Below are 13,841 nucleotides of genomic sequence, written 5' to 3' on the forward strand. Positions count from 1 at the left end.
GTCCATTTGATCTTATGATCGCTGTTGCCCCTGAATTTTTGGATTGTATAAGACATGAAAAGGTGAAAATTTAGGGGCAAAGGCGAACGCTCCGCTTTTTCAGATTCAAATGTACCGCTGCGCTACTACTCGCTGATCGCCCCCTTTCGTCAAAAGCCTGCCTCACTTTTGAATGAGTGGATGCAGTGGAAGGGAAGGGGCGCCGCGCGGTGCTTGCTGCGCCGATAGTAGGCTGGGAGTGAATGGGCTCGGTTAAAGTGTGGTTTAGTGAGTAGGTACATGGCTAGATGTGATCTCTTGTGATTGTAAGAGAGAGTCTTTATTACCTGATATAAATCCTTATGTATATCCTTCAAAGGAGTGGGTAATTTGAAGATCAGGACTGCTAGACAAGAGGATATTCCGGCGTTGGCTTATTTAATGGAGGAGCTTGGTTATCCTACATCAGTTGAAGATATGAAGCAGAGATATGATCGTATCGCTTCTAATCCTGACTATCATACCCTGGTTGCTGAAATTGAAGGGGAAGTGGTTGGGATGGTTGGGCTACACTATGATATCTTTTATGAAAGAAATGAAGATTATGCGCGTATCGTTGTTTTTGTGATGGATTCGAAACATCGTAATAAAGGCATCGGCAAGGCGCTAAATCAGGAAGTGGAAGCTTGGGCAAAAGAAAAAGGTTTGGTTGCCATTGCTTTGAACAGCGGTAATCGGAGTGAGCGACAGGATGCGCATCAATTTTATCGACGGTTAGGCTATGAAGCGACAAGCACAGGCTTTGTGAAATTAATTGAAGCATAGTTATCATTATAAGTTGAGGATTTTGCAAAATCCTGAAGTTAGCTTCTTATCAGATAGAGAGATGGAACATATCGTTTGAGTTGGATTTATATTTTATAAGGATATCTTGGGGGATTGTGATGGCCCGGAGATATCCTTTTCTTTATTTTGCTGTATGAAGCATGAATATGGGGCTTGAGATTTGTATAACGCTGAATAGCTTATATACAATGTAAATAGAATCAATGACAGTAGTGTTAGGCGAGGGGGACGTACGGTGATACGTACATTGGTTATAGGCCATGATCATCAGGTGACGGTGGGGCTGCCACTGGAGCAGATCGTCATGGAGGATTATATATGGATGTGGGTGGATTTTAGCGAGCCTACCGATCATGAATCAGAGCTTCTGACGAGTTATTTCCATTTTCATCCGTTGGCTGTGGAGGATTGTTTGCATGTTCTGCAACGTCCGAAACTGGACTATTATGAGGATGTGCAGTTTCTGGTGGTACATGCGCTGGATGTAGATACATTGGATGCGGAAGAAGTGGATATGTTCATTAGCAGCCGTTTCTTGGTGACATACCATCATCATGAACTGGAGGAGCTGGATCAGGCTTGGGAACGGATTGTCCAGCATGCCAATGAACGCAAAATTTGGTCGCGTGGGCCGCTGGCTGCGGCTTATACGGTGGTGGACAAGCTGGTGGATAACTATTTCCCGAGTTTGTTCATGATTGAGGATGAGCTGGCAGAGCTGGAGGGCCTGGGCGGGCGTGAATCGGTGGAGGACTTGATGAAGCAGGTATTTGCTCTGCGAGGCAGGCTGCTCAAGCTGCGCCGTACAATTGTGCCGATGCGGGATTTGATGTACAGGGTCCTTAATTCGCAGCATGTGCAGGGAAAAGGGGAGCATATGGCCTATTTTACGGATATTTATGACCATCTGCTGAAGCTGACCGACATGCTGGAGGCCGACCGCGAGATGACAGCCGACCTGAGAGACAGTTATATTTCGCTAAATTCCAACCGTATGAATTCAATCATGAAGACACTGACCGTCATTACGACTGTTTTTATGCCCTTGACGCTGATTGCGGGTATCTATGGTATGAATTTTTCGTATATGCCCGAGCTGGGCTGGAAATATGGTTATTTTGGAGTGCTGTTCTTTATGTTCATATTAAGTGCAGCGATGGTAATCTGGTTTATGCGTCGGGGCTGGTTCAAATAAAATAACCTACTTTCTTTTGCGCTTGCGCGGACGTTTGCGCGGGGTCGTAGTGCTTTTGCGCTGTGTCTTTTTCCGGCGTGTGCGCGGTGGTGTGTATTCATCCAATTCCTCGGTGAGTTCCGTTGCAGAATTTTTGCTCGCGGATTTTCCGAATGCTGGGAGCGCGCCCATAATCAGCTTCGCCATTGGCGCAAATTGCTGCACGCTGGACATGACCTTTTGTACCTTGCCGAAAGTAGCGACAATCCCGTCAATACCGCCCATACGGTCAATGATGCCTTTAATTTCGCCGAGATTGGGAAGGTTACCAAGGTTGCCGAGACCGCCGAGCAGTCCTCCTTTGGCCGGGACCGGATCAGGTGTGACCACGACGGCGGATTCTGTAATACTTGATGGTGCCTCATAAGGCACGATTCCGGAGGAATCGACTTGCGGAACATCGCTGTACGTGTCGAGTCCCGGATATGAAGAGGAATTATACGGATCGGAAAGGGAACGCTGTTGCGGCCTCCGATGATAGTAGTTTCCAGGCATGAGATCACATTCCTTTGTAGGTTGATACTCTACTGTATGTTACAAACGCACAGTGGGTTTAGGCGCGTGTCCCGAAATCAGGTATAAAAGCGGATTTGGGCTCTAGCACAGTACGATCCTGCTAAAAAAATAATGCTGTTCTGTGATGCGTGAAATCGTTAACGCTTGAAAAACCAACTATTCCTCGAGTACAATGAGGATAGATTGTAACCTTGGGAGATGATAATCCATGCAGCTCAAAAAGCTTAATGATAAAAGTATTGATCAATTGTTCGAAGCCATCCTAACTCTAAAAAATTTGGAAGAGTGCTATGTATTCTTCGATGATTTGTGCACGATTAATGAAATTCAGTCCCTCTCTCAACGTTTGGAAGTTGCCCGTATGCTGGGTAAAGGTAGTACGTATAACCAGATTGAAGCAGAGACGGGTGCCAGTACAGCTACGATTTCACGTGTTAAACGTTGCCTGAACTACGGTAATGACGGGTATAAATTGACACTTGAGCGTCTGGGGCGCTAATGCGAAGCCCTGGGGTACTGGTCATTAGCCATGGCTCAAGGGAGTCGTATTGGGTGGAACAGGTGGATCAGGCGGCCGCAAAGCTTCATTTGCCGAAGGACATGCCGTTAGAGGTTTCATTTTTGGAAACGGTGAAAGGAAGATTGATCCAGAATGGTATTGACCGTTTGGAGTCCCTAGGTGTGACAGATTTGCTGGTTGTGCCCTTATTTATGTCGTCCGGCAGCACGCATGTAGATGAGATCAGTTATGCGCTGGGAGTCAAGGATACGCCAGACAAAGAAACGGATTTGAAGCCTTTTCGGATCAAGGCGTGTGTGCATTTTGGCAGTCCGGTGGATGACGGAGAAGATGTGGCTCACATGGTTTGGGACAAGGTTAGCCCATTGTCGGTCAACCCTGCGAGAGAGACTATTTTGCTCGTGGGACATGGCAGTGTGCATGATGGCTTTTTTCAGCGCTGGGAGCGAGGGATTTCTTCGTTAGCCCGTACGGTGCAAAGGGTGAGTAGTATCGCTACGGACTACGCCTTGCTGAATCCTGAGAGTGTATATGATAAGGTAGCGTACTGGAAGCAGGAGCGGGGTCATGATGTTATTGTGGCGCCGCTTTTTTTAAGCTCGGGATATTTTACAAGTCATATCATTCCTGGACGATTACAGGGACTTGAATACCGTTATTCGGGAGATCCTCTGCTGCCGCATCCCCTGCTCACAAGCTGGATGAACGGGCAAATTTGTGAACTGCTGCAAAGAATGCAGAAGCAAGATTGAGCAACAGGGCGCTTGGTTCAGCTACAGCTTTATCATAGCCTGAAATTTCCGTATTTAGGTAAGCGTAGGCTTCTTTTATTGTAAAAGAGGCCTTTTTCCAGTATGATGATATTTTGTATAGAGTGAATGTGATGAATGAGAATATAAACATAAATATCATTAAATATACGGGTGGCGTAACGGGAATGAAAAGTGCTAGATTAATCTATAATCCGACCTCCGGACGCGAGGAAATGAAGCGTCGCCTTGCGGACATTTTGCAGCGTCTGGATGAAGGTGGTATTGAAGCCTCTTGCCATGCAACTACGGGAGAAGGGGATGCAACTCGTGAGACGATGGATGCCATTGAGCGCGGGTATGATATGATCATCGCCGCAGGTGGGGATGGTACATTGTACGAAGTTATTAACGGAATGGCTGAAAGGGAAAACCGTCCGCCCTTGGGCGTGTTCCCGTTAGGTACGACGAATGATTTTGCCAGGGCCTTGGGCATTCCCAAGCAATGGGAGGACTATTGCGATCTGGTCATTCGTCAAAATGCGAAGCCGCTGGATATCGGAAAAGCTAATGACCGCTATTTTATTAACATCGCGGGTGGCGGTACTTTGACCGAGCTTACGTATGAAGTTCCCAGTAAGCTGAAAACGATGATTGGACAGTTGGCTTATTATTTTAAGGGTGTGGAGAAAATGGTCAGCCTTGCCCCGCAAGAACTGATTATCAAGGCATCGGGTCAGGAAGTGATACACGACGAGTTCATGCTTTTCCTGATTGCTAATACGAACTCGGTGGGCGGATTTGAAAAGCTGGCGCCCGGTGCGACCATTGATGATGGGCTGCTCGACGTGATCGCTGTGCGCAAATGTAATCTGGCGGAAATGATTCGGTTGGTGACACTCGCGCTGCGTGGTGAGCACTTGCAGGACAAGAAAATCGTTTATTTTAAAACGGATTACATGGAAGTTACCTCGCCCGGCTATGTCCAGCTTAATCTGGATGGCGAACTGGGTGGTACCCTGCCAGCGACTTTCCGTAATTTGCCGCAGCATTTGAATGTTTTTCGGTAAAATGACGATGAGTGTTCTCACTTCTCATTGCAGTACAGTATATGGAATGTAGAGTTGGAAGTTATTTTTCGCTGTGACGATATCGGTTCTTGCCGTTCTCCGTGGGGAGTAACGGCATTTTCGAGTTCACGGTACTGGCGTTAATGAGTGGAGCGATGGCCGCGTGATTATATATGAGGCTGTATGCCGATCATGAGCATAAACAGGTTTAAAAGATTATCAGAAAGAAGTGACATCTATAATGACGAGTAACCGTAGCGGACGTGGAAAAAGCCGCCGGAATGAAGCAGCTCCCAATCAAGGGAAGCCGCAGAAAAAGACCATGTCGATGAACAGTGAAAGAGGACAGGGACAAGGACAGCTTCGAGCTGGAACAGGAAATGGAAGTGAGCAGGAAAGGGAACGGAAGACATTGGAAAAAGGGCGTGGATCGCATCGCGCTTCCCGTGGTGGACGAAGTCAGGATGCATCCAATCGTAACCGAGTTAGTGCAGAGCGTACCGATCTGCCAGTGCAAAAAAACGATGAAGCCGTGATGGACATCATCGGCATGAACCATGACGGCGAAGGTGTGGGACGCGTTGAGGGTTTTACGCTGTTCGTTCCAGGCGCGTTGCCGGGTGAAAAGGTGCGGATAAAGGTGCTGAAAACGAAAAAGCAGTATGGCTATGCCAAGCTGCTGGATATCGTACAGGCAAGCCCTGACCGGATTGCAGCTCCCTGCGCCATCTACGATCAGTGCGGCGGCTGTCAGATCCAGCATATGAGCTACGAAGCGCAGCTAGGCTGGAAGCGCCAGCATGTCGTGGACGTGCTGGAGCGTATCGGGAAGCTGAATGTGGAGGGAAATGAAGGTTCCATTGCAGGTGAGCAAGCTGCTGTAAAGGTACTTCCTGCGCTGGGCATGAGCGAGCCGTGGAGATACCGCAACAAAGCCCAAGTGCCGATCGGCGTCACCGAAGGCGGACTTGTCGGCGGCTTCTACGCACGTGGCAGTCATCGTATCGTGGATATGGACACCTGTCTCATTCAGGACGAGCGTAACGACGAGGTCGTTGCACATGTTAAAGAGATTGGGCGGACGCTGGGCATCAGCGCATATAATGAAGAAACCGGACGCGGACTACTGCGCCATGTCGTCGTCAAGACTGCTTTTCATACAGGTGAAATGATGCTGGTCCTCGTCACGAATGGACGAGATATCCCGCACGCAGATGCCTGGATCGGCAGTATTCGTGAGCATATCCCACACGTGGCAAGCATTTGCCAGAACGTGAATACCAAGCGAACGAACGTTATTTTTGGCGACGAAACCCGTGTACTATGGGGCCGTGACGTGATCTATGATTACATCGGAAACGTCCAATTTGCTATTTCCGCGAGGTCCTTTTATCAGGTGAACCCCGTTCAAACCGAAGTGCTGTATAGCAAAACCGTCGAATATGCCGGACTCACGGGTAAAGAAACGGTGATCGACGCATACTGCGGTATCGGCACCATTTCCTTGTTCCTCGCTCAACATGCGGATCAGGTATACGGAGTGGAGATCGTCAAAGAAGCTATTGAGGATGCACGGAGTAATGCGCTGTTGAACAATATGCGCAATGTGAAGTTTGAGGTAGGCGCGTCCGAAGACGTCATCCCCGCATGGAAAGAGCAAGGCATCACAGCCGACGTCATCGTCGTCGATCCACCCCGCAAGGGCTGCGATCCTCGCCTGCTCGAAACCATTCTGGAGATGAAGCCAGAGCGCGTGGTCTATGTATCCTGCAATCCGAGCACGCTGGCACGGGATTTAAGGATACTGGAGGATGGAGGGTATAGAACGGTGGAGGTTCAGCCCGTAGACATGTTCCCGCATACGGTGCATGTGGAGGCTGTTGTGAGGATTGAAAGGTTGAAAGATTGTTGGAAAATAAAAGATGAGGATTCATCTTATGCCAAAAAATGATAATATGCTGGCCATTCTATGGATGCTGAATTCAGGCGTAAAAATGACTGCAAAACAAATATCCGAAAAGTTAGAAATAAATATAAGGACAGTTTATCGGTATATTGATGCACTATGTGCCAGTGGAGTGCCTATAATATCCGACACAGGTCATAATGGCGGGTATAGCTTGCTGAATAATTTTATCAGAGCACCTCTGCTATTTGATATTGAAGAAAAAAAGGCACTCCTTCATGCTGCTGTTTTTGCAAAAGAAGCCGGATACCCTTTGAGTGAGGCGTTAGGCAATGCGACATCAAAATTGAAAATGTATTCGAATCAGGAGCAGGAAAGTATACTTAGCCGTCATTTAGCCGGATTTGAAGTTATAAACCGCATGGGAGACCCTTCTGTTCAGCCGGTATTGGCGGAATTGGAGCAGGCTGTAGCAAACGAATTCTCTGTAGAAATTGATTATCGCACAAGCCATGAAGAACAACCCAAGAATAGGGTGATAGACCCCTATGGAATGGTCTACTGGAACAATAAATGGTATACTGTTGCATTTTGCCACCTAAGGAATGAGATCCGCAGCTTTCGGGCAGATCGAATTCTACAAATCAAGCGTACTCAAATCATATTTAAGCGTCCCGAAGCTTTTTCGGCCCGTGAATTTTTTATGCAAAATCTGTTACCTGATTTAGTGGGCAAGGACGGGTTAATTTCTTTAATTATCGGGGGCAGGTCAGAGGCATTGGATGACTTATGCCTGCATTGGTTTATGGGGCATCATCTGAAAGAGCGGACATCAGATCAAGCAATCTTTTTACTTGAGGAAAAATCAATTCATATATATGTCCCTTATTTTCTTCTATCCTACGGGAAATCCATTCAAGTAATCGAACCACAGAGTTTGAAGGAAAAACTTGTTGCTGTTGCGTCGGAGTTAATGGAATATTATCAACTTTAATAGCTTCACTGACAGCAGATGTCAGTGAAGCTATTTTATAATGATGATAATCATTGATTACCGATGGAAAGTTGGTATCACTTGATGAATTATCCAATGAAGGTATAAGCATAAAATTGATATGTTATGATCATTTAAAGGAGGAGTAAAAATGACTGAAAGCAGAGAATATATGGGAGTGTCAGGTAAATATACAAAGAATGGAACACCCAACGGCTTTACATCTATTACCCCATTTATAACAGTGAAGAATCCTTCTGAGGCAATAGAGTTCTATAAAACTGTTTTCAATGCAAGGGTTAAGGATGTTACTGAATATCCTGATGGAAATGGCGATAAAATAATTGCTCATGCGGAATTAGATTTTGGAAATGGTTTTTTGCAGCTGGGAGCAGCGAATCCGGCATATAAATTGGCCTTGCCGCCAGATGAAGACAATGCGTGTTATTCTTTAGGAATTTACGTAATTAATGTTGATCAGGTACTTGAAAATGCGGTAGCAAGAGGAGCAAAAGTAAGGGAACCGGTTGTAAGCTTTGTTTCAGGTGATCGATTCGGAAGTATATTGGATCCTTTTGGAGTAAGATGGTCTATTATGACTAGGATTGAGGATTTGTCAGAAGAAGAAAGTAGTCGGAGGGTTGCTGAATGGGCCAAAAGCTTTAGTGGAGAATAAATGCAATAACTGTCTTGATAAAAAGTGTTAAATTTTAAGGTTGAAAAAGCAACCCTTCGAAAATATACCGTGTCGCCAAGGGGCTACCAGCTTCATATGGCATCATGATCACCGCCACAAGGCATGTGGAGAGCATCGCACGCTTGGTATATAAGGGCGTAGAGTGAGTAGAGGGGTTCGTTGGGGACGAAAAGAGGACGTGAGCGTATTCACGTCCTCTTTTTTATGTCTATAATGAATGGTTATATGAATCTCCTCTTTTCATGCTGAATATATTTTTCAACCCACTAATTATAAACGAACATACGTTTTCATAAAAGCTTGTGCTACTCCAACTAAAAATGCAGATGGATAGATGAAGTTTTGTATGAATTCTGGTGATACAAACCAAGAAAGCCTGACCAATCAACAGCTCAATTTAACTTTCCACGTAAGTTTGTAAATAAAGAAGATGGTTCGAGATATGAAGAAGACCTGCAAGTATGTTATATTTAACAAACGGCAATCATGATAAACATCAAATGGAGTGATTTTTTAGTAAAGTCACAGGGTTGAAGAACAGGTGAACAAAGCGTTCTGATGGTGGAACCGTTATAGGATCGAATATAGATTGACTCAGATATAGAAAAGGATGAGATTATTTTGGAAAACAACGAAACTCAACAGGAATTTACAGAAGTATATGAGCAGCTTAAAGTAGCCGTAAACCGAACCTCCGATTGGAAAACGCGTCTAGCTGCGGTGAATGATCTGGGTGCATGGAAGAACCAACAGACGATTGACGTGCTAACACACCGATTGAATAATGATACGGTATATGCCGTTCAGGAAGCCGCTTACCGCAAGCTTCAGGAATGGGGCGAGAATGTACAGCCCCCTGTGCGCAAAGAGGGTGAGCTTGTTAAGGGCTTGACGAAGATCCTGGTGCGGATTAAAAAAAGCCTGCCAGCCGACCATACCTATAACGATTTTCGCGAGAAGTTGCACAAGATGAGAGTCGATATTTTTGACGTCTATGAAGGTGACAAGGGTGCTGAGTTTGATCAGTGGCTGGAGCAAAAATGGGCCTCGTTATCCACAAGATAATGTCGGAATCCTACAACTGAATGTATTTTAAGGATTGTTACTGGTAATGCAGACAAAACCTTAACAGGGATAAGGGGTTATCTTTGTTAAGGTTTTTTTTACTTATGATATTGGGAGTGGGTATGTTTGTATCTTTTCCTCGTTTGTGTGATTTTTAATGTGTTATATCTTATTTAATTGCCGAATTTCTTTGAAATATGGGTCACATTCATTGGAGAATTGAGTGTATTCCGACTCGGTATTAGATAATTTATGGTTATTATATTTATTCAAAATAAAATGAACTGAGGATGTATATAAATGATAAAGTTTATGGTCGATGAAATGCTTAAAGACAGGGAAATGACGATGTATGCTTTGGCAAAAAAATCAGGGATACGCCCCAATACGATAAGTCAGTGGGTGTCTGACGGTGGGGCAGACGTTAAATCCATTACGTTGGATACACTTGACCGTATTTGTGCTGCGCTGGATTGCCAGCCTGGAGAATTGCTCAAGTATGTGAAAGATACAAACCAATAATATTTCTATTCTATAACGTTAAAGGAATACTTTTTGAGCAAGCTATGAAATACATATCAGGAATGCAAAGAAAGCAACTAAGAATTATCTGTAGATAAATTGTAGGAAAATGATCATTTTTGATGGTGTAATAGTGAAGTTTGTCGTTGATAAACACGTTTCCGTGAAATATATTAGCTCTAAGCGTGGTCATAGTGAATAAGCTGTTGCAACGACAAATTTGCTCCTCTATTTTTTACCATTATTCTTTAACCATTGGTTAATTAACAAGTGTTGATTTTCCGTTTTTTTTGTCATACAATTCTTTCATTGCTACAGGGTCGGACTCAGGAACAGCAAGGCTTGATTCATATTTGGACGTGATTTCCTTGTGCGCACTCGGATGATGAAGTATCTCTATATTGGCAAAATCAGCATCACGGCAGCCTGATATCTCGATATCCTTTTTGGGATAGGGGCTGTTTTCCATATCTTTCAGTTTGATGATGAACATATACGAAGGGGAGCGTTTTTTTGGAATCGAAACAATTAACGAGAGGGCTAAAGCCACGGCATGTTGAGCTGATTGCGCTTGGAGGCACCATTGGCGTTGGCTTGTTTATGGGGTCAGCAAGTACGATAAAATGGGCGGGGCCTTCTGTGCTGTTGGCCTATCTCTTAGCCGGGATTATTATGTTTTTTGTCATGCGGATGATGGGAGAAATGCTGATTCTCGAACCGGTGACAGGCTCATTCGCTACTTTTGCACATAAATATATTAGCCCTTTGGCCGGTTTTTTGACCGCTTGGAGCTATTGGTTTTTATGGGTTACTGTAGGGATGGCGGAGGTTACTGCCATTGGGGTGTACGTGGGCTATTGGTTCCCTGACATTCCGCAATGGCTACCAGCCTTGGCAGGTGTCATCATTATTGCGTTAGCCAATTTGGCGGCTGTGAAATTTTATGGAGAATTTGAATTTTGGTTTGCCATGATTAAGATTGTCGCCATTATCTTTATGCTGATTATTGGCACGGGTATGATCTTCTTTGGCCTGGGGAACGGCGGGCAACCGATCGGTCTCTCCAATCTGTACAGCCATGGCGGTTTTTTTGCAGGTGGTTTAAAAGGATTTTTATTTGCGCTCTGTATTGTAACGGCCGCTTATCAGGGTATAGAGATGGTGGGCATTACGGCGGGTGAAGCAGAAAATCCGAAAATGACGCTGCGAAAAGCCATTAAGAATATTATCTGGCGTATTCTGATTTTTTACGTGGGTGCGATCTTTGTTATTGTTACGATCTATCCTTGGAACCAAATTGGCGAGATCGGCAGTCCTTTCGTTCTAACCTTTGCCAAAGTAGGGATTGTTGCCGCTGCGGGTATCATCAATTTCGTTGTTCTCACAGCCGCGATGTCAGGCTGCAACAGCGGGATTTACAGTGCTGGAAGAATGCTATATACATTGTCTAAAAACGGACAAGCCCCCAAGTTCTTTGGGAAAGTTTCCGAAAGCGGGGTTCCCAGAAATAGTATTATTGCGACCATTTCCTTGCTGCTGGTGGGAGTGCTGTTTAATTACTTAATCCCTGATTCCAAGCTGTTCCTGTATATTTATAGCGCCAGTGTTCTTCCAGGCATGGTACCGTGGTTTGCAATGGCAATCAGCCAATTTAAATTCAGGAAAAAGTGGAAGAACGAAATGGAAAATCATCCCTTCAAGTCTCGTTTTTTCCCGATCAGTAACTACATCACCATTATCTTCTTGTCCCTGGTGATCGTTGGAATGTGGTTCAATCCAGACACGCGTACGTCACTGATTGTCGGAGCATCATTCATGGCAATCGTCATTGTCGGCTATTTTGTCTTTGGCATAGGAAAGCGGCAGAGAATTGAAGAATTAGATAAGAAATAGAAGGCTGCTAAAATGCAGAGATCACGCCGAGCGAGATTCAGGTTACTCCCTGAGTTCGCTCGGTTTTTCTTTTGCCAAGGTAAAAGCAGCTTACTTCGGAAACGGAAAAACGGCTCAAGCTTTAACCCTATACCAATACGTATAAACTTCCGAGTATCCCAGTTTGGCATAAAGCCGTTGTGCAGGTTTATTATCGGCTACAACGGCTAAATAGCTGTGTCTGGCCCCATGCTCTTGTCCCCATTTGAGCAAATGTAATATCATTTGTTCCCCGAAGCCCTGATTTCTGTAATTTAAATCGGTCACAATATCGTATAAACCTAGATGCTCTCTTTCGATAATTCCAAGACCGCAAGCAATAACTTGATTGTTGTCATAAAGCGAGATAAACCCTTTCTTCGTTATGATATTAGATAACATGCGTTCCATGATACCCTTATGATGAACTTCCACACGATTAAGTCTGCAAAAATGCGCTAACCATTCTTCATTCATATGTTCATCTATGTTCACCGAATTTAGTTGGGGGCTGCTTAGGTTATCCAGCTTCAAGGTTTGAACACTTGTTGGGTCAATGAGGGAATAGCCCTTTTCCTCTAAAATGCGATCTAAATGCTCAGGATGGATAAAGGGAGTGATTTTATAGGTTGCGGGCAAGTTACGATTGAAATATAAGCTCTCACACTCTTCAATTTTATGATCGAGGTCAAAGGTTGAATAATGAATCGAGTTGGCACGTTTGGTATAACCATCTGCAAAGCGCAAAATCCATCCATCGTAAAGCAAAGTGGACAGGGGCTGCCAGTTGTTCAAGGATAGCTCTTCAATCATTTTAAGGTTCATAGGTATCCTCCATACAAATGAATAATAATACATACTAACGAATAATAAGCCAAAAAGAAATAGAAAGAAAGCACTAATTTTGTTTAGGTCTAGCCAATATACAAAGGACATAAATTATCTATACTTTCTTCTAAATTTTAACTGTTAATAGAATTTTAGAGAAGCTATAATTTTATTAAATAATTGGAGTGCAAATGGAGAGGGGTTAAGGGGAAGATGTTGAAAAAATGGTCATTGCTCTTGATGTTAGCCTTGCTAGTAGTAGCATCATTGGGCTGGAACGGCGGGGTATCTTACGCAGCTACCACAGAATATACTTGGGACAAGTACAAGGGTACTGAGGTGAAGACATATAGATTGACTGCAGTACCTGGAAGAATAGAATATATGGATCAGGAAAGTTTTTTTGCCGCTTTAAGCCAAACCCCAAATGTGTATGGAGATTTCAGCGGCTATAAAACGGGGAAAACAACTGGAGTTGTAACCGTAAGCATAACGGATGCGGTTTACAAATTTACAGTTACTGATTTTCTTCGCGATCAAGAGCCTGAGGTTGTAGAGTATATCAATCCCAGAGGTGGAATTCCTCATAGATGGAATGGAACTAGTGATATTCGAATTTTTATGAGAGGGTCAGAAGCGACTTCTTTGTCTGAGCTGTTTTATGAGGGGACATCAAGTGAAGGACGCTTTCAATTTAATCCTGACGATATATATTTAGTTACATTCTGGTCCAGTACCGTAAGACCTATCAGTGGTATGTCTGCTGAAGCGCTAATAGAGGAAGGACCTCACACGTTTATAAATCGGGAGCTTGTAGGCCAAGTAACAAGCGAAGATCCTGCAGCTTATCCGCAAGATGGGATTTCAGAGAGTTACTATTATGTTTTTAATGGTGCTATTACAAAAGAATAACCCAGATGATATAGGATGGCTAATAAGTGATCCAAATAAGTAAGTGAGAGTGATCTGCAATAGTAGAGATAACATAGTGTATACCCATCCGG

14 protein-coding genes are annotated in these 13,841 nt (G+C 44.3%); 12 read left to right on the plus strand and 2 right to left on the minus strand.

Going from position 1 to position 13,841, the window contains the following annotated elements:
* Window positions 1–369 precede the first annotated feature (369 nt).
* Both QMK20_RS04190 and corA read left to right on the plus strand, forming a co-directional pair.
* Entirely contained in the window at window positions 370–804 is a 435-nt protein-coding gene (locus QMK20_RS04190) for a GNAT family N-acetyltransferase (protein ID WP_283654717.1), read from the plus strand.
* Between the two features lie 256 nt (window positions 805–1,060).
* Window positions 1,061–2,020: a magnesium/cobalt transporter CorA gene (gene corA, locus QMK20_RS04195; protein ID WP_044647044.1), complete on the plus strand. Its 960-nt coding sequence runs from the start codon at window positions 1,061–1,063 to the stop codon at window positions 2,018–2,020.
* 6 nt (window positions 2,021–2,026) lie between these two features.
* On the opposite strand, the gene QMK20_RS04200 is transcribed toward corA, so the two are convergent.
* Window positions 2,027–2,554 (minus strand): tyrosine protein kinase, encoded by a 528-nt coding sequence (locus QMK20_RS04200; protein WP_283654718.1) that lies wholly within the window; start codon window positions 2,552–2,554, stop codon window positions 2,027–2,029.
* Between the two features lie 229 nt (window positions 2,555–2,783).
* On the opposite strand from QMK20_RS04200, the gene QMK20_RS04205 reads away from it, so the two are divergent.
* The 9 genes from QMK20_RS04205 to QMK20_RS04245 all read left to right on the plus strand — a co-directional run bounded on the left by QMK20_RS04205 (window position 2,784) and on the right by QMK20_RS04245 (window position 11,991).
* Entirely contained in the window at window positions 2,784–3,074 is a 291-nt protein-coding gene (locus QMK20_RS04205; RefSeq protein ID WP_014279885.1) for a YerC/YecD family TrpR-related protein, read from the plus strand.
* The gene (locus QMK20_RS04210; protein ID WP_283654719.1) at window positions 3,074–3,847 is read left to right on the plus strand and encodes a sirohydrochlorin chelatase; all 774 of its coding nucleotides are present in this window, start codon (window positions 3,074–3,076) and stop codon (window positions 3,845–3,847) included. Before QMK20_RS04205 ends, QMK20_RS04210 begins: the two co-directional genes overlap by 1 nt.
* Before the next feature lie 185 nt (window positions 3,848–4,032).
* The gene (locus QMK20_RS04215; protein ID WP_043922646.1) at window positions 4,033–4,914 is read left to right on the plus strand and encodes a diacylglycerol kinase; all 882 of its coding nucleotides are present in this window, start codon (window positions 4,033–4,035) and stop codon (window positions 4,912–4,914) included.
* 241 nt (window positions 4,915–5,155) lie between these two features.
* Window positions 5,156–6,865, plus strand: a complete 1,710-nt coding sequence (gene rlmD / locus QMK20_RS04220; RefSeq protein ID WP_283654720.1) for a 23S rRNA (uracil(1939)-C(5))-methyltransferase RlmD — start codon at window positions 5,156–5,158, stop codon at window positions 6,863–6,865.
* Window positions 6,852–7,814, plus strand: a complete 963-nt coding sequence (locus QMK20_RS04225; RefSeq protein WP_283654721.1) for a helix-turn-helix transcriptional regulator — start codon at window positions 6,852–6,854, stop codon at window positions 7,812–7,814. Before rlmD ends, QMK20_RS04225 begins: the two co-directional genes overlap by 14 nt.
* A gap of 151 nt (window positions 7,815–7,965) precedes the next feature.
* Window positions 7,966–8,490, plus strand: a complete 525-nt coding sequence (locus QMK20_RS04230; RefSeq protein WP_283654722.1) for a VOC family protein — start codon at window positions 7,966–7,968, stop codon at window positions 8,488–8,490.
* Window positions 8,491–9,132: 642 nt separating this feature from the next.
* A complete protein-coding gene (locus QMK20_RS04235; protein WP_283654723.1) occupies window positions 9,133–9,576 on the plus strand; it encodes a HEAT repeat domain-containing protein in 444 nt (147 codons plus the stop codon).
* Between the two features lie 300 nt (window positions 9,577–9,876).
* On the plus strand, window positions 9,877–10,098 hold the full coding sequence (locus QMK20_RS04240; RefSeq protein ID WP_044647052.1) for a helix-turn-helix domain-containing protein: 222 nt from the start codon (window positions 9,877–9,879) through the stop codon (window positions 10,096–10,098).
* Window positions 10,099–10,611: 513 nt separating this feature from the next.
* On the plus strand, window positions 10,612–11,991 hold the full coding sequence (locus tag QMK20_RS04245) for an amino acid permease (RefSeq protein WP_283654724.1): 1,380 nt from the start codon (window positions 10,612–10,614) through the stop codon (window positions 11,989–11,991).
* A 114-nt stretch (window positions 11,992–12,105) separates the two neighbouring features.
* Here the strand turns inward: QMK20_RS04245 and QMK20_RS04250 are convergent, their stop codons facing one another.
* A complete protein-coding gene (locus QMK20_RS04250) occupies window positions 12,106–12,834 on the minus strand; it encodes a GNAT family N-acetyltransferase (RefSeq protein WP_283654725.1) in 729 nt (242 codons plus the stop codon).
* 216 nt (window positions 12,835–13,050) lie between these two features.
* On the opposite strand from QMK20_RS04250, the gene QMK20_RS04255 reads away from it, so the two are divergent.
* Window positions 13,051–13,749, plus strand: coding sequence for a hypothetical protein (locus QMK20_RS04255; protein ID WP_283654726.1), 699 nt, complete (start codon window positions 13,051–13,053; stop codon window positions 13,747–13,749).
* The last annotated feature ends 92 nt before the right edge of the window (window positions 13,750–13,841 follow it).

The organism is Paenibacillus sp. RC334 (genome assembly GCF_030034735.1).
GTDB lineage: Bacteria > Bacillota > Bacilli > Paenibacillales > Paenibacillaceae > Paenibacillus > Paenibacillus terrae_A.

Excerpts from the sequence above, each read along its gene's own strand:
- QMK20_RS04200 (WP_283654718.1), bottom strand. The coding sequence starts at position 2,554 with ATGCCTGGAAACTACTATCATCGGAGGCCGCAACAGCGTTCCCTTTCC.
- QMK20_RS04205 (WP_014279885.1), top strand. The coding sequence starts at position 2,784 with ATGCAGCTCAAAAAGCTTAATGATAAAAGTATTGATCAATTGTTCGAA.
- QMK20_RS04210 (WP_283654719.1), top strand. The coding sequence starts at position 3,074 with ATGCGAAGCCCTGGGGTACTGGTCATTAGCCATGGCTCAAGGGAGTCG.
- QMK20_RS04215 (WP_043922646.1), top strand. The coding sequence starts at position 4,033 with ATGAAAAGTGCTAGATTAATCTATAATCCGACCTCCGGACGCGAGGAA.
- rlmD (WP_283654720.1), top strand. The coding sequence starts at position 5,156 with ATGACGAGTAACCGTAGCGGACGTGGAAAAAGCCGCCGGAATGAAGCA.
- QMK20_RS04225 (WP_283654721.1), top strand. The coding sequence starts at position 6,852 with ATGCCAAAAAATGATAATATGCTGGCCATTCTATGGATGCTGAATTCA.
- QMK20_RS04230 (WP_283654722.1), top strand. The coding sequence starts at position 7,966 with ATGACTGAAAGCAGAGAATATATGGGAGTGTCAGGTAAATATACAAAG.
- QMK20_RS04240 (WP_044647052.1), top strand. The coding sequence starts at position 9,877 with ATGATAAAGTTTATGGTCGATGAAATGCTTAAAGACAGGGAAATGACG.
- QMK20_RS04250 (WP_283654725.1), bottom strand. The coding sequence starts at position 12,834 with ATGAACCTTAAAATGATTGAAGAGCTATCCTTGAACAACTGGCAGCCC.
- QMK20_RS04255 (WP_283654726.1), top strand. The coding sequence starts at position 13,051 with ATGTTGAAAAAATGGTCATTGCTCTTGATGTTAGCCTTGCTAGTAGTA.